This is a genomic window from [Pantoea] beijingensis, from assembly GCF_022647505.1.
In the GTDB taxonomy this organism is placed as follows: domain Bacteria; phylum Pseudomonadota; class Gammaproteobacteria; order Enterobacterales; family Enterobacteriaceae; genus Erwinia; species Erwinia beijingensis.
The window spans coordinates 1,372,677-1,391,227 of the sequence record NZ_CP071409.1 but is presented as its reverse complement, the minus strand read 5'-3'; the positions used below and the strand labels follow the sequence as shown (position 1 = coordinate 1,391,227).

At 45.6% G+C, this 18,551-nt stretch carries 19 protein-coding genes and 3 pseudogenes; 14 read left to right on the top strand and 8 right to left on the bottom strand.

Translation table 11 applies throughout. The annotated features are described in order from the left end of the window. Nucleotides 1-465 precede the first annotated feature (465 nt). Both J1C60_RS06265 and J1C60_RS06260 read right to left on the bottom strand, forming a co-directional pair. Nucleotides 466-1,143, bottom strand: a complete 678-nt coding sequence (locus tag J1C60_RS06265) for a DNA N-6-adenine-methyltransferase (protein WP_164877297.1) — start codon at nucleotides 1,141-1,143, stop codon at nucleotides 466-468. Nucleotides 1,144-1,186: 43 nt separating this feature from the next. After that, on the bottom strand, nucleotides 1,187-1,957 hold the full coding sequence (locus J1C60_RS06260) for a DUF3800 domain-containing protein (protein WP_128178776.1): 771 nt from the start codon (nucleotides 1,955-1,957) through the stop codon (nucleotides 1,187-1,189). A gap of 245 nt (nucleotides 1,958-2,202) precedes the next feature. On the opposite strand from J1C60_RS06260, the gene J1C60_RS06255 reads away from it, so the two are divergent. Next, entirely contained in the window at nucleotides 2,203-3,816 is a 1,614-nt protein-coding gene (locus J1C60_RS06255) for a restriction endonuclease (RefSeq protein WP_128178775.1), read from the top strand. Between the two features lie 126 nt (nucleotides 3,817-3,942). Here the strand turns inward: J1C60_RS06255 and J1C60_RS06250 are convergent, their stop codons facing one another. Beyond that, nucleotides 3,943-4,932, bottom strand: coding sequence for a tyrosine-type recombinase/integrase (locus J1C60_RS06250; RefSeq protein ID WP_128178774.1), 990 nt, complete (start codon nucleotides 4,930-4,932; stop codon nucleotides 3,943-3,945). Between the two features lie 320 nt (nucleotides 4,933-5,252). On the opposite strand from J1C60_RS06250, the gene J1C60_RS06245 reads away from it, so the two are divergent. The 4 genes and pseudogenes from J1C60_RS06245 (at nucleotide 5,253) to J1C60_RS06230 (ending at nucleotide 8,020) form a co-directional block, all read left to right on the top strand. Next, on the top strand, nucleotides 5,253-6,512 hold the full coding sequence (locus J1C60_RS06245; protein WP_128178773.1) for an integrase domain-containing protein: 1,260 nt from the start codon (nucleotides 5,253-5,255) through the stop codon (nucleotides 6,510-6,512). A gap of 280 nt (nucleotides 6,513-6,792) precedes the next feature. Next, nucleotides 6,793-7,227 (top strand): Hcp family type VI secretion system effector, encoded by a 435-nt coding sequence (locus J1C60_RS06240; protein ID WP_229655821.1) that lies wholly within the window; start codon nucleotides 6,793-6,795, stop codon nucleotides 7,225-7,227. 11 nt (nucleotides 7,228-7,238) lie between these two features. After that, nucleotides 7,239-7,688: pseudogene (locus J1C60_RS06235) on the top strand (STM2901 family protein). Then, entirely contained in the window at nucleotides 7,673-8,020 is a 348-nt protein-coding gene (locus J1C60_RS06230; RefSeq protein ID WP_128178772.1) for a DUF1493 family protein, read from the top strand. The pseudogene J1C60_RS06235 and the gene J1C60_RS06230 overlap by 16 nt, the downstream one beginning before the upstream one ends. Before the next feature lie 272 nt (nucleotides 8,021-8,292). On the opposite strand, the gene pilV is transcribed toward J1C60_RS06230, so the two are convergent. Beyond that, the gene (gene pilV / locus J1C60_RS06225) at nucleotides 8,293-8,763 is read right to left on the bottom strand and encodes a shufflon system plasmid conjugative transfer pilus tip adhesin PilV (protein WP_128178771.1); all 471 of its coding nucleotides are present in this window, start codon (nucleotides 8,761-8,763) and stop codon (nucleotides 8,293-8,295) included. A 40-nt stretch (nucleotides 8,764-8,803) separates the two neighbouring features. Then, a pseudogene (locus tag J1C60_RS06220) lies at nucleotides 8,804-9,717 on the bottom strand (IS3 family transposase); the annotation flags it as partial. Nucleotides 9,718-9,995: 278 nt separating this feature from the next. Here J1C60_RS06220 and J1C60_RS06215 point away from each other — a divergent pair. The 4 genes from J1C60_RS06215 (at nucleotide 9,996) to hglS (ending at nucleotide 13,457) form a co-directional block, all read left to right on the top strand. Continuing rightward, complete coding sequence (locus J1C60_RS06215; protein WP_128178770.1) at nucleotides 9,996-10,208, top strand: hypothetical protein; 213 nt, start codon at nucleotides 9,996-9,998, stop codon at nucleotides 10,206-10,208. Nucleotides 10,209-10,372: 164 nt separating this feature from the next. After that, complete coding sequence (gene smrA, locus J1C60_RS06210) at nucleotides 10,373-10,912, top strand: DNA endonuclease SmrA (protein ID WP_128178769.1); 540 nt, start codon at nucleotides 10,373-10,375, stop codon at nucleotides 10,910-10,912. Nucleotides 10,913-11,185: 273 nt separating this feature from the next. Continuing rightward, nucleotides 11,186-11,944 carry a hypothetical protein gene (locus J1C60_RS06205; protein WP_128178768.1) on the top strand — a complete coding sequence of 253 codons (759 nt, stop codon included), beginning with the start codon at nucleotides 11,186-11,188 and terminating at the stop codon, nucleotides 11,942-11,944. A gap of 166 nt (nucleotides 11,945-12,110) precedes the next feature. Then, nucleotides 12,111-13,457, top strand: a complete 1,347-nt coding sequence (gene hglS, locus J1C60_RS06200) for a 2-oxoadipate dioxygenase/decarboxylase HglS (protein ID WP_128178767.1) — start codon at nucleotides 12,111-12,113, stop codon at nucleotides 13,455-13,457. 44 nt (nucleotides 13,458-13,501) lie between these two features. Here hglS and J1C60_RS06195 read toward each other — a convergent pair whose 3' ends face one another. The 3 genes from J1C60_RS06195 to J1C60_RS06185 form a co-directional block, all read right to left on the bottom strand. Further along, a complete protein-coding gene (locus tag J1C60_RS06195; RefSeq protein ID WP_259393862.1) occupies nucleotides 13,502-13,831 on the bottom strand; it encodes a LysR substrate-binding domain-containing protein in 330 nt (109 codons plus the stop codon). 12 nt (nucleotides 13,832-13,843) lie between these two features. Beyond that, nucleotides 13,844-14,005 carry a type 2 periplasmic-binding domain-containing protein gene (locus J1C60_RS06190; RefSeq protein WP_235859176.1) on the bottom strand — a complete coding sequence of 54 codons (162 nt, stop codon included), beginning with the start codon at nucleotides 14,003-14,005 and terminating at the stop codon, nucleotides 13,844-13,846. 95 nt (nucleotides 14,006-14,100) lie between these two features. Beyond that, a protein-coding gene (locus J1C60_RS06185; RefSeq protein WP_128178766.1) for an IS3 family transposase occupies nucleotides 14,101-15,188 on the bottom strand; the annotation gives its coding sequence in 2 pieces (ribosomal slippage) (nucleotides 14,101-14,936 and nucleotides 14,936-15,188; 1,089 coding nt in all). A gap of 203 nt (nucleotides 15,189-15,391) precedes the next feature. On the opposite strand from J1C60_RS06185, the pseudogene J1C60_RS06180 reads away from it, so the two are divergent. The 5 genes and pseudogenes from J1C60_RS06180 to J1C60_RS06160 all read left to right on the top strand — a co-directional run. Next, nucleotides 15,392-15,805 (top strand): annotated as a pseudogene (locus tag J1C60_RS06180) (transposase); the annotation flags it as partial. A gap of 347 nt (nucleotides 15,806-16,152) precedes the next feature. After that, nucleotides 16,153-16,566, top strand: a complete 414-nt coding sequence (locus J1C60_RS06175; RefSeq protein WP_128178765.1) for a DMT family transporter — start codon at nucleotides 16,153-16,155, stop codon at nucleotides 16,564-16,566. 17 nt (nucleotides 16,567-16,583) lie between these two features. Beyond that, on the top strand, nucleotides 16,584-16,913 hold the full coding sequence (locus J1C60_RS06170) for a DMT family transporter (protein WP_128178764.1): 330 nt from the start codon (nucleotides 16,584-16,586) through the stop codon (nucleotides 16,911-16,913). Nucleotides 16,914-17,069: 156 nt separating this feature from the next. Beyond that, on the top strand, nucleotides 17,070-17,981 hold the full coding sequence (gene lpxO, locus J1C60_RS06165) for a lipid A hydroxylase LpxO (RefSeq protein WP_128178763.1): 912 nt from the start codon (nucleotides 17,070-17,072) through the stop codon (nucleotides 17,979-17,981). A gap of 269 nt (nucleotides 17,982-18,250) precedes the next feature. Further along, nucleotides 18,251-18,457, top strand: coding sequence for a hypothetical protein (locus J1C60_RS06160; RefSeq protein WP_128178762.1), 207 nt, complete (start codon nucleotides 18,251-18,253; stop codon nucleotides 18,455-18,457). Nucleotides 18,458-18,551: the final 94 nt, after the last annotated feature.

The following is an 18,551-nucleotide window of genomic DNA, read 5'->3' as shown; positions in this document are numbered from 1 at the left end:
GGTTCCGGTAACATCTATTATGTTAAATACCCGCCAATTTCGTTCATTTACCGAGCAGTTCGAGCAAGTTATCTGGCTGAGTGTGCCGCACTGCCAAAGCGCTGTGTCGGTGCTCTGCTGATGCACTCTGCGCACATTACACGCCGCTGTGCGCTTAGTGTGAGCATTATTCACCGCTGGCGTGTCCAACTTCATGGCGGCACAGAACCCGGAAGGAACTCAAAAGATAAATCACTGATATTTTTGAAAGATCCTTGATTTTCCTCAAGGGCTGGGGCAGTCCGTCTAACCGTGCGCTCTGGAAACACACATATTTGCCAGCCCTTCTATTTTAGAGGCAGCCCATAATGTTATTTCCGCCCCAGGGGCGAAGGGTAACGGTGCAGATTAACGCGGCAATAGTGGCAGAAATGCGGTGCATTTTATGTGCAGATCGCGCCATAATCATGGGGGATTGTGGCGCAATCAAGCCAATCTTTGTGCGATCCTTTGGACTGTTCGCAATGGTACTTTCAGCCGTTCGGCGATCTCTTTCGGCGTTGCGCGTTTACGTTCATAAAGGTCGATAACCTGATCCAACACTTCCGCATCATAAATTGTTGGCCTGCCGGAGACGCTGCCCCGGTTAATGACGTGCAGCAGCAATCCAGTATCAGCACAATGGACGGTCTGCCTGATCTCACCCTTGCGTGGAACGTTTCGGAAGATGACCACACAACAGGCCATTGGAGCACGGTTATTTAACCTCTTCTGTTTAGTACCTGGTGCAGCTTTGAACCTCACATTACGAGAAAGAAAACGGATTTCATGAGCATTCGGATTCATCAGGATAAGTCTAAGCCACCACTTAGCCTGTGTTCTCACCGGGATCAGGAAGCAAGTCACCACCGCTTTGTGAGCATGTTCAATGAATGATGGGATCTGGCTGTATGGCGGGTTGCACCATATGGACGACTCAGCGCACCAATCTTGCTTTAGCGCATCGTCTTCCTCAGTCCAGAATCTGGGGCATAACGCGTTATCAGCGCTTGCCGCTGCATCTAAAGTGAAGCTGAATTCTATGTTCAAGCCACGGAAAAGTGACCACGGCGATTGCCAGTTATCATTACCGCCTCGTTCTTTTCCTATGGAAAGATACTGCAATTTAATCTATCCCATACCGAAAGGTGAGCGGTCTTCAAATCAATCATGAAAGCTCGTCTCGAGACACAAGAGGTACACTGTAGTTAGCCCTAATGGTCATGGTATCAGGCACTCTTCTCATTTCGAGCGGAAAGTGCCAGATGTTAAAGTCTTTATTTGGATAGGTATCGTAATGAAAGACATCCCAACCCAATAAAGCAGCCATACGCTTAAATGCGATTTCTTTTGCTACAGATAACTCTAATTGTGGGTTTAGGAATTTCAAGTAGCCAGAGTTCACAGCGCCAGTGAGAATGTCCACGACTTGCAAACCAAGATGATGTTTTGAATTCTGCATCGTCACTGATTGAACCAATTTTTTTACACCATCCATTGCAAGCATGTTATTCGCAATGATGCCTGTAACTTCATCATTTTTCTTATACTTGTCAATTTTCTGATCGATGATGACTTCAAGAGGTGTCTTTAGCTGACGTGCTGTGTTTTTAACCAGTAAAGTATACGTTTGATAGAAAGCCGCTTCTTTGTCAGATTGCCAGTTGCGATACATATTTTTTACGACAATGATTGAATGGAAGCAGCAAGAGTTTTTCAATACCATTGCCAGCAATTCGATGCATATGTTCGCTTGGCCTGCGCTATTCTTAATCTTTGACCATTTCAGTTCACCTACAATGCCGTACTTCTGCTTCAATCGCATAACACGGTCGTTGAAGATGTCGAGGGTATCTTTGCGAATGCATAGCAAACCAATACCATAACAGCGGTCACTTCCTGTAGTACCACTTTCATCACCAAATGCTATGTATTCCATGCTTTTACTTACGCGCTTTAACTCATCTTCATGAGGTTAATCTTAAATCTATCTTATGATCAGATTAGTTTGGAAGCAACAAACCCGCACATTTTAAGATGTAAACCGATTGCTTTTTTTAAATGTTATAGATTGGCCTGATACTAATAGAGTAAATTACGTGCAGCTTAATTAAATGGATGGTTGCTTGAAGCAACTTCACTTGTTAGAAATCAAACTTTTGGTTGGAGGCTGTGGGGACTGGGATGGGACGGAGATCAGGATTTGAAGGTTTTATACGTGCTACGGGCAGAGCAGTTGCAGCGGCAGAGCGTGAGCGTAAAAGATCAGAACGTCATCATTTTGCCGAAGTTCGCCGTATAGAACGTGAAATAAAACGTGATAATGCACAACGACTTCGCGAGCAAAAAGAGGCTGATAAGTTAGCAAAAATCATGTATCTGGAAGAGCGTCAAGATGAAGTTTCCGATCTAAACGCTGAGCTGAACGAGAATATCACCGCGCTTTCAACACTTCTGGAACATACTCTCGAATTTGACGATTCGATTGATTTTTCTGCATTGAAAAAAATCCCAAAATTCGAAGATTTCAAAACACCCAAACATCTCTTACCAGATCCTGAGCCTGAGATGAAAGTCGTTAACGTCCCGGCTTTGTGGAAGACTATTTTCCCATGGGTAAAGAACAAATATTATCGAGAGTTGCAGAGTGCAGAAGAATCTTTCAGTAAAAGTAAGGAAGATCATTCAGTTAAACTTTCAAGTCAGAAAGTTGAGCTTGATGCTTTAGTTGCTGATTATCAGACTCGCAGAACTGCTTACCTCCAAGAAATAAAAAGCCAGCATGATGAAGTTGACCAGTTTGAACAAGACTATCTTAACCGCGATCCTGACAGCGTGTTGGCTTATTGCGAAATGGTGTTGACGCGTTCTGAATACCCTGAGGACGGCTTTCCCCAAACCTTTAGGTTGGCATACTTACCCGACAACAAGGAGTTGGTGGTTGAATACAATTTACCTGAAATTTCAGTAGTACCCCGTGAGTTGGAATACAGATATGTCAAAACAAGAGATGCCATAGATGCAAAAGCGCGGAAGATTGGTGAGATCAAAGAACTCTATCAAAACATCATCGCCGCAATCACACTACGCACAATGCATGAGCTTTTCGAAGCTGATAAGGCATCTGCTTTAACGTCAGTTCTGTTTAACGGTGTAATTGAAACTATCGATCCTACGAGCGGGCATGACACAAAAGTCACATTGGTATCTGCTCGTGCTCACAAAGACGATTTCATGCAAATAAAACTCGAAAGGGTCGAAAAAAGTGCATGTCTTCGAAGTTTAGGTGCGCAAGTTTCAGGGCGACCAGATGAACTACAAGCCGTGAAGCCTATTCTCGAATTCAACATGGTTGACAAGCGCTTCATTGAGCAAGGCGATGCTCTCTCTGGGCTTGAAACAAGACCAAATCTCATGGAGCTTTCTCCGTCGGAGTTCGAAGTATTGGTATCAAATCTTTTCAGTCAAATGGGGCTGGACACAAAACTCACAAGAGGTACTAAAGACGGCGGTGTTGATGCAGTTGCATTCGACACTCGTCCGATACTCGGTGGCAAAGTTGTTATTCAGGCTAAAAGATACAAAGACACTGTCGGTGTCAGTTCTGTTAGAGATTTATACGGAACAATGATGAATGAGGGAGCTAACAAAGGAATTCTGGTGTGTACAAGCCAATACGGTAAAGACGCATACCGGTTCTGCGAAGACAAACCGATTGAACTCATTGATGGAGGCGGCCTTCTTTACCTCTTGAAAGAGCATGCTGGCGTATCAGCACGTATCAACCCCAATTATTAAATCACTAATTAATCAACGACTGCTGCTTGTAGCAAATGTTATGAAGAGAAATACAGCACAAGATGTTAGTCGAGTTATCTGTAGACTTTAGCTTAGGGCAGAAATTTCTGCCCTGTTTATTGTTTCTTATCCCATTAAGTCAGCAACAGAACTTGCTTTCAAATGGCTATAGCGTGCCAACATGCCAATACTCTTATGCCCAGAAATGCACTGTAACTGGATTGTGTTTAACCCTTTCTCAGCGTAGCGAGTTATCGCAGTGTGTCTAAGACTATGAAAACAAACGTCTGACAATTTTATACGCTTTGCAGCTCTCCTGAAGGCCTGCGAAACCGTGTAATCCACGTATGGAAAGAGCAACTGGTTGCCGTCTTTTCCATCGCATAGCTCTTTTAGTAGGGACAAAGCCATAGATGAAAGTGGAACATCTCGGCTTTCACCATTTTTTGTTTCCGTCAGATGGATAACCCTCAATCTGAAATTCACCATATTGGGCCTAACACTCAAAATCTCACCACGCCGCATCGCAGTTTCGTATGCAAGCATCACGATTGGCTTAATACGGGGACTAATCACATCAAGCAACATCTTATATTCCAGAGGTTCAATGATCTTTTCACGAGGCTTTCCCGGCGGTGGTAACTTCACTGGTTGTACCACGTCTTCACATTTGATTCCTTTCTCGGCTTTCGCCCAACGTAACAATCTTGAAAGTAACTGCATCTCAAGTCGCACAGTGCTTCCAGCAACAGATCCCATACGCTCACTGCGATACCCAGCCACTGCTTCACTTGTGATACCATCAATCGGCACATTGTCGAAGTATCTCGATAGCGTATTGAGCTTATACATAATGGCTTCATAACCCCCACGCTGTTTCCCGCTTATGGTCATAACTTCCTTAAGATAGTCTGGTGCTAACTTAGCGATCGTGTTGATTTTGGGTCTGCCTCGTTGGGGCGAATCTAAATTTTGATTGGGGTGATTTTGCTCATGAGATTTAGCCCATGCTTGAGCTTTTTCTCGTGTCAGGTGAGTAGATGAAACTGGTCTACGTCCAGCGATTCTTATTTGAACGTTCCACTTGCCAGAAGGTAGTTGTCGTATTGCAGCCATTCACATTTTCCTCTTGTGTGAATGCTGCTATGAAAAGGATTACCATGACCTACTGATGTTCCAAGTAGGTCATGGGGTGTCAGGGGTCGGAGGTTCAAATCCTCTCGTGCCGACCAAATTTCCCCCAACGTTTTGTCTAGCGAAGTACAGACAAGACTATAAAAAACAGAATAAACAGTAGGTTGCAAAGACCTGCTGTTTTTCTGTTCTAGCAAAGTCCACACTGATACAGTGAAATCCAACATTTTTAGGCATATCTTTAGGCATACAATCCATCGTGTCGTCTGAGCCATATGCCTAACCAGTGATTGGAGAATGATATGGCGCGTCAGACAAAGCCCCTTAACAACACCGAAGTCAAAAATTCCAAAGCGACTGAACGTGCCACTATCCTGTATGACGGGGACGGCTTAGAACTACTGGTTAAGCCCGGTGGCTCAAAACTCTGGCGATTCCGCTATTACAAACCTTTCACTCGCAAACGCGCAATGATTAGCTTTGGTGCTTACCCTGCTGTATCTCTCTCTGAGGCTCGTCAACTTCGTGAAGATGCCCGTCTTCTATTGAGCAAAGATATTGATCCGCAGGAGCATAAAAAAACCGAGCAGTTGCGGCAAAAAAGTGCCACAGAAAGCACCTTTGAAAAGGTTGCAGGAGACTGGTTTAAAACCAAAGAATCAGCGGGGCTGGCAACCCATACGTTAAACGATATCTGGCGTTCTATGAGTAAATATGTATTCCCACATATTGGCTCTATGCCCATTGCTAACATCACGGCTCAGCAGTTCATCGGAGCGTTAGAGCCAACACACGCTGCCGGAAGACTCGAAACTGTCAAGCGTCTAAACCAACGTATCAATGAAATTATGGATTACGCCCTTAATTCTGGTCTGGTATCTGTAAACCCCGCTGCACGAATCGGGCGAACATTCCATAAACCAAAGGTGAAGCATCGCCCTGCCCTCTTACCTGAACAACTACCACTTCTGATGAAGACTCTGGCTTTTGCCAGTATTGGACGGCAAACTCGCTGTCTCATCGAATGGCAATTACTCACAATGACTCGTCCAGCAGAAGCATCAATGACTCGCTGGGATGAGATCGATTTTGAATCAAAAGAATGGCGTATCCCTGCTGGCCGCATGAAGATGAAGCGTGAGCACATCGTTCCATTGTCTGAACATGCTTTGGCTATTCTGGAAGTGATGAAGCCCATCAGTAGGCACAGAGATCATGTTTTCCCCGGCTATCGTAATCCGCTTGAACCAATGAACAGTCAAACAGCAAACATGGCACTAAAACGTATGGACTTCAAAGATCTGCTTGTGGCTCATGGAATGAGATCGATTGCTTCTACAATCCTCAACGAAAAAGGGTTTCCACCTGACGTTATCGAAGCGGCGTTGGCTCATATCGACACGAACGAGGTCAGAAGAGCGTATAATCGCTCTCAATACCTTGAACAGCGTAGAGAGATGATGAACTGGTGGGGAGAGCATGTCGAAGCTGCTTCTTATGGATGGACGAGTATGGGTGCAATTCCTACCAAGACAAAGCTTAAATCAGAAACCACAAGATAATGATGCAGCAGTACTTTTTTCATTTATTAAGTATTTGAAATAAAAGTACAAAGTGATCACTATACTGGTTCTGGTTTACTAATGGGATACATTTCAGTGAATATTGGTGCGGTTTGATAGAAGCAGATCTCGAATTCTCTTGGGAGCAAAAAACACATTGTGTTATTTACTCACCTCCACTCAATAGATACACTATTTACAGGGATATATAACGACATAAGGAAAAAAGGACATGGCTATTCCGGGTAATATGTAGCTCTATGATGATGGTGGGGCACTAATCAAAGGCGGTTGTGATGTCGCAGACAGGGAATTCAGCATTGAGTTTAAAGGTTTCCACCATAACCTATCTATTCCTACTGATAATGCCACAGGCAAACCTACTGGCACTCGTCAACATTCACCAATGATTATCGTCAAAGAATTCGACTATTCCAGCCCATACCTATACAAAGCAGTAGCCACTGGTCAGAACCTGAAATCTGCCGAAATAAAATGGTATAAAATTAACGATGCGGGTCAAGAAGTGGAATACTTCAACATGCTACTCGAAGGTGTTCGGATCGTATCAATCTCCCCTACAATGGCTTCCCCCGAAGACAAGAACAACAATCATCTTGAATCTGTCGAGCTACGGTATGAAAAAATCACCTGGAAGCATTGTGATGGGAACATAATTTTCACCGATGCCTGGAATGAACGGCAGACAGCCTAATAGGTGATTGAATGGATACCACAGAAGAACTAAACGGAACCTATTTCTACCACGGACAATATAACCTGTCAGCAGGTGAACTATTTGATGTAATTTTCCTTGAGCAATTTTGTGATGAACTTGGGATTGGCATTGAGTCAGGTGCTGCTATTCTCGCTGGGCAACCATGGTTAAAAACCAGAACGAAACCGGGAGAGGCAATCAAAGGGACAAGTGTCATTTCCAAATATGGGAGAATACTTTTACGAAATGCACGAGCTCCTTTTGGTATTAGAGTTCCTACACCAGTTGGTGTAAGAATGAGAAAAACAAATAATCTTGCCGCTGTCATAGCACGATATGTTCCGTGGTTAGGCTGGGTTGGTCTTGTGAATTAAATTTACCAGGTATCAAGGAAAACTCAGGCAAAATACAACCTAATTGCACGTCCTAAAGATCGCATACAATGGACATCTTTTTGATGGACACAATTCAGCAAGAAGTGTTAGATCTCTTCAGAGAAGAGATCTCAGGATATTTAGACCGCAACTGGCAAGAAATCCCTTTAGAACTTGATTCTGATTTATTTGAAGCTCCCGGCGATGACCTGCATGAAGCTTTGGATAAATTTGAAAAAAAATTTAATGTAGATTTATCAGAAGTTAAATGGTCGTATTACTTTCCTTGGGAGAATACACCACTGCTTACACGATGGTTTAAATTAAAACGGGAAGATGTAGAACGAACTCGTAAACCCTTAACAGTGAAAATGTTTTCCGAATCAGCGAAAGCAGGAAAGTGGCTTTATGATTGATATAACATGCGAATGAGAGTAATGAGAGGTAGATAGTTATGGATTTCATCAATGCTTTAGGACACACAAGTCATTAACCCCTCTGCAAAATAAACATCTTTATAACCTCCTGCTTAGGATTTTTTTTATTTCCATTGAAAACAGACAAATGCAACGGAATATTTTTGAAATGTAAGCGCACCATCTGCGACGTCTCTGGAACGCACAAGGCCGTCGAGTATATCTATTTTCATAAATGCTATTATCACGGACAGTATCTTTATTCAGGATAATTACTGGTAGTTAATCACACTAAAATTTCCGGGACCACAGCCATATTCCCTCATACCGTTAGAAACAATGGACCATGATGCTCCGACAGGAACATCAAACGCGATACTGCCACTTTTACTCCATTTAGAATTAGCACTTGTCGCATTAGCAACCGTAATACCATTGACTATTCCGGTTAGGGCAAAAGTATTGGCACAGTTGTCAGCATCACCTGATGGAACCTTTGCTCCCGGTGGATTTCGACCGAAAGCATAAAGTTTAAATGGTTTACCTGTCGTATTACTTCCTGAATAAGAACCACTATGTGCTCCCGCAGGAACATAACGTCCATTAACAACCGCCCCCGTCCATACGCCATTAACACAGGATAAAATGGCACCTTCCGGTGTTCTGCCCTGAAGTCCATTTGGTGAACAACCAGCTCCGACCGTTGCCGTTCCATTTATCTGTAAGAACTCCCCCGTGGTCATTCGGTAGTCCCCCCATTTTTAACGGAGGTGATAAGTAGAATCAGTTCATACGTTGAATATGCTGCATCGGCGTAAAGCCATTCAGTGCCATATTCGGGCGTTCGTGATTATAAAACCATTGCCACCGCGTGGCATAGTCCTGCAATTCACCCAGTGATGTAAACAGGTGCTGCCCCAGCCAGTCATAACGCACTGTCCGGTTATATCGCTCAATATAAGCATTTTGCTGAGGTTTGCCCGGTTGTATAAAACGCAGCGTGATATTCTGCTGAGCTGCCCATGTCATCAGTATTTTGCCGGTATATTCTGGTCCGTTATCGCATCGTATTGCTGTCGGTTTACCTTTCCATTCAATGAGTTGTTCGAGAGTCCTTACCACCCGATTTGCAGGCAGAGAAAAATCCACCTCAATCGCCAGCGCTTCACGGTTGAAGTCATCAATAACATTCAGTAAACGGACGGAACGACCATCTGACAGTTGATCGTGCATGAAACCCATCGACCAGCACTCATTGCTGTTTTCAGGCACCGCCAGCGGTTCGGATTTATCCCGTTTCAGTCGTTTTTTCGGCTTGATCCGCATGTTCAGCGACAATTCGCAGTAAATGCGATAAACTCTTTTGTGGTTGAATTTAAAGCCTTTTACGTTAAGCAGATACAAAAAGCACAGACCAAACCCCCAGTTGCGCTGACTGTCAGTGATGCGAATCAGCCAGTCGGCAATAATGGCATTTTCTTCACTCAGCCGGGGCTGCCAGCGATAACAACTTTCGCTGACAGCAAACAACTGGCAGGCAAAACGTATGCTGACGCTTCGGCTTCTGACCGCATCCTGTGCCATCTGCTTTCTGTGCGATGGCTTCACCACTTTTTTGCCATGGCCTCCTGAATAATTTCGGCCTTGAGTCGCTCTTCGGCATACATCTTTTTGAGACGGCGGTTTTCCTCATGGAGTGTTAATGCTGTCCTGGAGTAATGTCATTGTCATAGCAGGGTGCATTCCTTCCTTTTCGTTTGAAGAGTGGTCATTAACGCGTTTCAGGGTTATGGTAGCGACGCCACAGGATTTGCCAGTTCACGCTGTTATTATCATAACGGACGGTAGAAATAACTGACATGCACTACGCTGTCAAAACCTCCCTGTAAGTGGACCATAAAATGAAAAAGAAATCTCAATCAATGAATTCACAGATAACGAAAAAGGACTTATTGATCAGCAGGTCCAACTGTTGGTGAAAAAATTCGGAATGCAACCGGATGCAAAACGACTTAAGGAGTTTACTAAAGAAGCAAAACGTCTGGTGATGAAGGAGAGGCTGGCAAAAGAGAAAGTCAACCCGCCCAAAGTGCTTCGTAAACCTAAGGCAAAACAAATCCCCGCCAGTGAAATTCAGGACTTCAGTTGGTCAAATTCAATTAAACAAAATGCGCCAAGACGTAAGTGAAACCCACAGGCATTTAAGTAAGTTGTGACGTTGATAGCTGAACATATTGCTTAATAATTAGTGCGCTTTTTACCGGCCTCGTTGGTTTTTGCATCTGTATTCTGATGAGGTAGACTACGTTGGTTTTTCGATTTCATTCGTTCACATGTTCAGATGAGGTACTTATGAACCCTGACGATCCTGATGATAAAGATCTGTTCCGTGAAGCCATGAACGAGGTGAAACCACTGGAAGATTATGCCAGCGTGCACTGGCTCCAGCCGACCCCAATGCATGTCCCCGCAGTGACATTGTCACAGGAACAGACTGAAAATTTCCTTATTGAGGGCTTTATAGAGCCGATGCCCTTAAACCAGCCGCTTGAATATAAGGCGGACGGGATACAGCAAGGTGTTCTGGACAAGTTGCGCCTGGGGAAATATGAACTGGAAGCCAGCCTCAATCTGATGAGACAGCCAATTCAACACTGCCGCCGCTCACTGTTTGCGTTTATGCTACAAGCCCGACAGGACAGTTTGCGCAATTTGCTGATTATTCACGGTAAAGGACGTCAGGATAAATCACACGCCAATATTATCCGTAGCTATCTGAGCCGGTGGCTGAGGCAATTTGACGATGTTCAGACATTTTGCATCGCTCAACCCTGGCATGGCGGTAGTGGCGCGCTCTACGTTGGGATGCGCAAAGCAGAGAAAGCAGGGTAAGATAATCGCGAACGCCACGCCAAACGCAGCCGCTGAGTGCGACAGCGAAATGACACGGGCATGAGGCTGTTGGGCTGTTTCACTCACTCCCGGTGATTAGTTATGCTCGTGGCAAGGTGATTTTGTCACCGAAATCAGTCGATTCGGGGCACAGACAAATGTCGAAAATTACAGCGTCGCTTTCCCTAAAACACAGTGGGAAATGATTTTGCAGCTTTTAACGGGAACTAATTTAAATTTGGTGGCTACTAACAATTTTATTTAGCAAAAGGCATGATGATGGACCTTAGTCGTATTTTAAACGGTGGGCGCTCCGGGAGACTGGATAGCAACAATCAGCCTCTGGAAAGGGAGGATTTTAATACGCCGAGTGTACAGGTTTCCCCCAGAAAATTATCGCCAGAGCTAAACGGACAGCCTATTTATGCTCTGCATAATCAGGGGGTTGACGGGTTAGTCAGTTTCCGTCAATTTCCTCCGAATGCGGTTGAACAGATGTGTATGTTAGCGATGAGCCTGGTTGGCCGCTCGTTTCCATCCGGCTTCAATCGGGTGGAGTTTGACTTTCATTCTCTGGAAAACAGCTCAACACCACGCGGTGTGACAACATCCGATAATGATCGAGTAAAAATATCGCTTGGTCTGATTAACGCAACATCTGAGGAGTGGCAGGATGATCATGAAATGCAGGGAATGCTGGCGTTTACCACATTCCATGAGCTATTTTTGCATGCTTTGCCAGATCTGAGAGCCGCGAACCACGGTGTAGACACAACCTCCGAGCAGCAAGATCATGCTATTATTTTATCCCCGCCGACAGAAGAGAATATTTATCATCAAACAGTAAAATCTGTACTCCCTCATATCCCGCCACATATAAAGCAATACTTTCTTGACGCATACCTTGATGATGTCGCGATGGAAATGGAGAGAACGATGAGTGGGCATGATGAAAATGACATTATGCAATGGCTCGCTGTGCTGGAAAAGAATATTGAACATCCGAATTCGACATTCTGGAAGGCTGAATAATGTTTCCATGCCCGTGAACCTAAAATATCCCGTGTACGAAATGATACCGTCATAGCGTTATGCCGGCTTAACCGGTCACGATCACAAATTTAAGAAAATTTCCCCCACTCGCCGGCGAATACCTTACCTTTTCAGCAAAACATCCCGTCATAAAAGGTGATCACTTATGAATCAGCCAAACGACCAATGGATTAGCGAAGATGAGATACGAACGAGTTTCTCACAAGCGATGTCAGCCATGTATCAGCAGGAAGTCCCACAATATGGCGTATTATTGTCATTGGTTGCGCAGGTGAATGAACAGGTTTTTCAGCTCGATCCCGCGTTGGAAGCACGTATGCGCGATCATGATGAGCTGACCCGTCTGGGGGTGGAGCGTCACGGTGCGATCCGCGTAGGAACCGCGGATGAACTCAGTATGCTGCGGCAACTGTTTGCTATTATGGGGATGCACCCGGTCGGGTATTACGATCTCTCACAGGCTGGTGTACCGGTGCATTCAACCGCTTTCCGTCCTTTGCTTCCGGCAGCGTTAAAGCGTAATCCATTCCGTTTATTTACCTCATTGTTGCGGCTGGAATTAATTAACGATAAGGGTCTACGTCAGCGCGCTGCGGAGATCCTCGCGGCCCGCGATATTTTCACACCTGAATGCCGTGAATTGGTTATGCTGCATCAGCAACAGGGTGGACTCAATGCCAGGCAAGCGGAAGAGTTTGTCACTCAGGCGCTGGAAACGTTCCGTTGGCACCAGAAAACCACGGTGGACAGTGAAACGTATCAGGCATTACACCAGCAGCACCGACTTATTGCAGATATTGTTTGTTTTCCGGGCTGTCATATTAATCACCTGACACCACGTACGCTGGATATTGATCGCGTGCAGGCGCTAATGCCGCAATACGGTATTACGCCGAAAGCCATTATCGAAGGGCCCCCGCGACGTGAGATTCCACTATTACTGCGGCAAACCAGCTTCAAAGCGCTGGAGGAGCCGGTGATCTTCAGTGATCATCGCCCTGGCACGCATACCGCACGCTTTGGTGAAATTGAGCAGCGTGGTATTGCGCTGACGCCGAAAGGCCGTGAGCAGTACGACCGTCTGCTGGCACAAGCGGGGAGCGGGAATGACAATCAGCAGCATCAACAATATTTAGCCGACGTTTTCTCAGTGTTTCCAGACGATGAGGCGACATTACGCCAACAAAAATTCGCCTGGTATGAATATGCCCTAACGGAGAAAGGGAAAAATCGAGCAATTACTGCAGGAGATAACATAAAAGCCTTTATAGCCGAGGGATGTCTGGTCGCCACGCCGCTGATGTATGAGGATTTTCTGCCGGTGAGCGCAGCGGGTATTTTCCAGTCAAATTTAGGAGATAATCCGCAATCTTCGCAGGGACACGCCAGCCGTCAGCAGTTTGAAGCTGCGCTGGGGGCTACTGTGCATGATGAAATGGCGCTTTACGCTGCGCATGAATACGCGAGTAAACAGCGCTGCGGGTTGTGCTAAGTTTCAGCAAGGGACATGTGGCCATACGGTGTGTGCACCAACGCTTATCTCTGGCACAGCCAGGTCACCAGCTCAGGCAGAAGAGGGGGCGTCTCTTGCTGTTCACGCCGTAACAGGCTGTACACTGCCCCTGTTTTCACCTGATAATCGAAAGGTGCGACTAACCGTTTCATTGCGACATCCGCCTGGATGAGATTAACATCCGCGACTGTGATGCAAAATCCCTGAATAGCGGCACTAATGGCCAGATCCATGGTGTCAAAGTGCTGGTTCCGCTTCATGTCCACTTGAATTTCCTTCGTATTAAGCCATAAATTCCAGTCAGTACTGTCACCTGTCGGGTGCAAAAACGTAAATCGTGATAGTTCAGCCAGCGTCAGATGTTCCTACTCCAGCAGGTCAGCTGAAATAACCGGTGTCAGTGCTTCTTCAAATAGCGTATATCCTTTTTCCTGCGGATTGCCATACACAATGACGACATCATAATTCTCTAACTGACTGCTGTGGTCAGTGGTCGTGGTAAGGGAAACATGTAAATCAGGATGCATTTGCTCCAGTTTCGGTAGTAGCCAGCGCAAAGCGCAGGTAGGCGCTTTAAGTCGGATGGTAGTCCCCCCATTTTTAACGGAGGTGATAAGTAGAATCAGTTCATACGTTGAATATGTTGCATCGGTGTGAAGCCATTCAGTGCCATATTCGGTCGTTCGTGATTATAAAACCATTGCCATCGTGTGGCATAGTCCTGCAATTCGCCCAGCGATGAAAATATATGCTGACCCAGCCAGTCATAACGCACTGTCCGGTTATATCGTTCAATATAGGCATTCTGTTGAGGTTTGCCGGGTTGAATAAAACGCAGCGTGATATTCTGCTGAGTTGCCCATGACGTCAGTATTTTTCCTGTATATTCTGGCCCGTTATCACAGCGTATTGCTGCCAGTTTACCTTTCCATTCAATGAGTTGCTCGAGAGTCCTTACCACCCGATTTGCAGGCAGAGAAAAATCCACCTCAATGGCCAGTGCCTCACGATTAAAGTCGTCAATAATATTCAGTAAACGGACTGAACAGCCGTCCGACAATTGCTCATGCATGAAGTCCATCGACCAGCATTCATTGCTGCTTCCAGGCACCGCCAGAGGTTCGGATTTATCCCGTTTCAGTCGTTTTTTCGGCTTGATCCGCATGTTCAGCGACAATTCGCAGTAAATGCGATAAACTCTTTTGTGGTTGAATTTAAAGCCTTTTACGTTACGCAGATACAAAAAGCACAGACCAAACCCCCAGTTGCGTTGACTGTCAGTGATACGGAGCAGCCAGTCGGCGATAACGGTGTTTTCTTCATCCAGCTGAGGCTGCCAGCGATAACAACTTTCGCTGATGACAAACAGCTGGCAGGCAAAACGTATGCTGACGCTTTGGTTTCTGACCGCATCCTGTGCCATCCGCTTTCGACACGATGGCTTCACCACTTTTTTGCCATGGCTTCCTGAATGATTTCGGCTTTAAGCCGCTCTTCGGCATACATCTTTTTGAGACGGCGGTTTTCCTCTTCCAGCTCTTTCAGGCGGGTCATCATGGAGGCATCCATGCCGCCAAAGCGTGAACGCCACTTATAGAAACTGGCACTGCTCATGCCATGCTCGCGGCACAGTTCAGCCACCGGCGTTCCGGCCTCGGCAAGCTTAAGAATGGCCATGATCTGGCTGTCGGTAAAACGTGATTTTTTCATAGAATTATCCCCGGTTCAGGTTACGAGAAAATTCTACTTATGAACACACCGGTTTTTCGGGGGGATTACCCCCCAAACTTACCTCTTGCCTGTACGTTAGACGCCCATCTGTTTTAGAAGGGTGATCCTACCCGCCAGTAGTGGACACGGGACTAAGTGAGTAAACTCTCAATCAGAGGTAACTCATGAAAAAACCAGTATAAATCAGCAAAGCGTCACGTAAACAGTACACGCCTGAATTCCGTGATGAAGCCCTGAAGCTTGCAGAATGCATCGGTGTTGCTGCAGCAGCCCGCGAACTCAGCCTGTATGAATCCCAGCTCTACAACTGGCGCAGCAAACAGCAGCAGCAGCTGACATCCAGCGAACGTGAAAACGAACTGGCCGCAGAAAATGCCCGCCTGAAACGCCAGTTGGCTGAGCAGGCAGAGGAGCTGGCCATTCTCCAAAAGGCCGCGACATACTTCGCGAAGCGCCTGAAGTGAAGACTGTCTTCATCGATAAACATCAGGCTGAGTTTCGCATCAACGCGATGTGCCGGGTTACTTCAGATTGCCCGTAGCGGTTGGTATGGATGGCGTCTGCGTCGTCATCGAACGGGACCGCGACAGCAGTTTTGCCATCACGCTGGCTTTTCGTTCGGGGGAAATAAGTTTCATCTGTCACTCCATCGCCCTCAGATTGATTTTTCAGAGGGGGTGACAACTTTGCTGACAATGAGGGTTATTCCCCTACCGTCTCATGCTGTAAACATGCGAAGAACGCTCAGGAATTAACCAGGCATTGGTAGCATCATTTTCCGGACAGGGCTAATCCCATAGCCCAATGACATTACTGTTATCTTTCTGTCATATTCATAGTGAATAATCTCGCGTTTTCCTGAATTTACAACGTGCAGCCCAGTGATGTTGCCAACAATGATGTTGCAACAGTAATGTTAAAGCGTAAAACCGGAATTGAGATTATGTCTTCAAAAACAAAATGTTGGTTATGGATGCTACTGGTTATCCTGTCAGAAACTTCGGCTACCTCTACGTTACGGATGTTTGATAACAGTGCCGGTATGAACAAAACGCTGTTACTGGCGCTGATCGTCGCTCTCTACTGTATCTGCTACTATTCACTGTCGCATGCCGTCAAAGATATTCCCGTCGGCCTTGCTTATGCGACTTGGTCAGGAACCGGTATTTTACTTGTTTCAACATTCGGTGTGGTTTTCTACGGTCAGCATCCGGATCCCGCGGCAATAATTGGTATGGCCTTCATCGGCTGCGGTATTATTATCATAAATTTATTTTCCAAAATGGGCAGCAATGAGCCGGAGATCCTGCCATCTGATGCTACCACCGTGTCCTTTGACGACAACGCCGCTAATTAACCTTAAAGGACGCATCGATGCTCAACCCTGGGTTTTTATGGCTGGCCCTGGCTGTCGGTTCAGAAATCACTGGTACGTCAATGATCAAAAAAACCAACGGTTTTCAAAGGCTGGCACCTTCATTGCTGGTGATTTGCGCTTACGGAGTATGTTATTTCGCGCTGTCACACGCCATGAGAACCATTCCCGTTAGCGTGGCTTATTCGCTGTGGTGTGGCTTTGGTATTGTCGGCGTCACCCTCTTTTCTATGCTCCTCTATAAGCAGAAACCGGACCTACCCGCAATCCTTGCCATGGTGCTCATTATCTGTGGTGCCACAATCATGAATAACGTAACCAACATATAAATCTCCTGGCCCCTTCGACAAGGCGAAAGCTGCGCATTTGCAGCTAAACGCTTACACAAAATTTACTTTACATTATCCGCGATAAAATTCTGATACCACATTCTGCCTCGTGCGGAATGTGTATTTGTGTGTGAAAGGAAGAAAAAGGGAAGGAAAATGGTTGCAGCAATCATCCTTGGTATTTTTATTATTAGCGTTTTGTATGCACATTCGCGCGGTAAAGAGAAACAAAAGCTATCGCGCCAATTGTTTGATCACTCTACATTCATCGCTCCGATCAATATGTTTATGACGGCATTTTCAACGCTGCCGTCAAAACAACCCTATTTTGATACCAAAGATTTTCCTGAATTACAGATTATTACCGATAACTGGCAAACTATCCGTGACGAGGCGGTACGTTTGCAGGGACATATTAAAGCCGCCCAGGGGCATAACGATGCCGGATTTAATACGTTCTTTAAACGGGGATGGAAACGTTTCTATCTGAAGTGGTACAGCGATACTCACCCTTCTGCACGTGAACTTTGCCCGTTCACAACGGACTTAGTCAGTAAAATACCCTCAATCAAAGCGGCAATGTTTGCAGAACTACCGGCGGGTAGCTATCTCGGTAAGCATCGCGATCCCTACGCTGGCTCAATTCGTTATCATCTGGGCTTACAAACGCCGAATGATGACCGTTGTTTTATCGAGGTAGATCAACAGCGACATAGCTGGCGCGATGGCGAAGCAGTTTTGTTTGACGAAACTTACGTGCATTGGGCACAAAATAAAAGTGAGCAGACACGAATTATATTCTTCTGCGATATAGAACGCCCGATGAGGTGGCGTTGGGCTCAGGCGGTGAACCACTGGGTAGGCACGACGTTAATGGCTGCGGCCAGTTCACCTAATGATGAAAACGATCATACTGGCGTTATTAATCGTATCTTCAAGTATGTTAATAGCATCCGTGATGCAGGACAGAATATGAAGAAGCGCAACCGTACACTTTATTATTGGGTGAAACATTCGCTGATTGCTGCAATCTTTGCTGCAATTATTATTCCCAGCGTATTTATGTAATAACACGTAACGTGGTATGCGCGGGTAAAGCTTACTCATTAAACTGTAATACGTGACGACAGCTGGAACATCCCGCTTCCGGTTGTCATACGCCGCATTCCAGACTCAATAACGGCCGGGATGCTGACGTGTGTTTATAGATAGTACGGAGCAGGCCGGAAATGTGGCGTAGTTCATACCTTTCCCCTCAGTCATTAAAATGCAACAAAAATGTCACATAAACCTCTTATGATGTGATTTCAACATTGTTCATTTCAGGACTCCGTATCATGGTAGCCATCAAAGCTAAAAATGATAAAGATGCCGAAGAACTGCTGCATTCAGGGATTAATAAAGTGGAACTGGCCTACAATATCGATAGCGACGACTTTTTCCGCCTTGCCAGTCGCTGGTGTGAAAAAGGTGCCAGAATTACCAAAGGGCATCATCATTTCATTGTATCGTTAAAAGGTTTTAGTATTCCGCCCAACGATTGACAGGTCGGGCGGCATAACGTTAGTCTCAGGACGACAAATTTGTCCGTATATCACTGTTGCTCACTTCTTGTTGAAGTGAGCAACAAATCCTGCT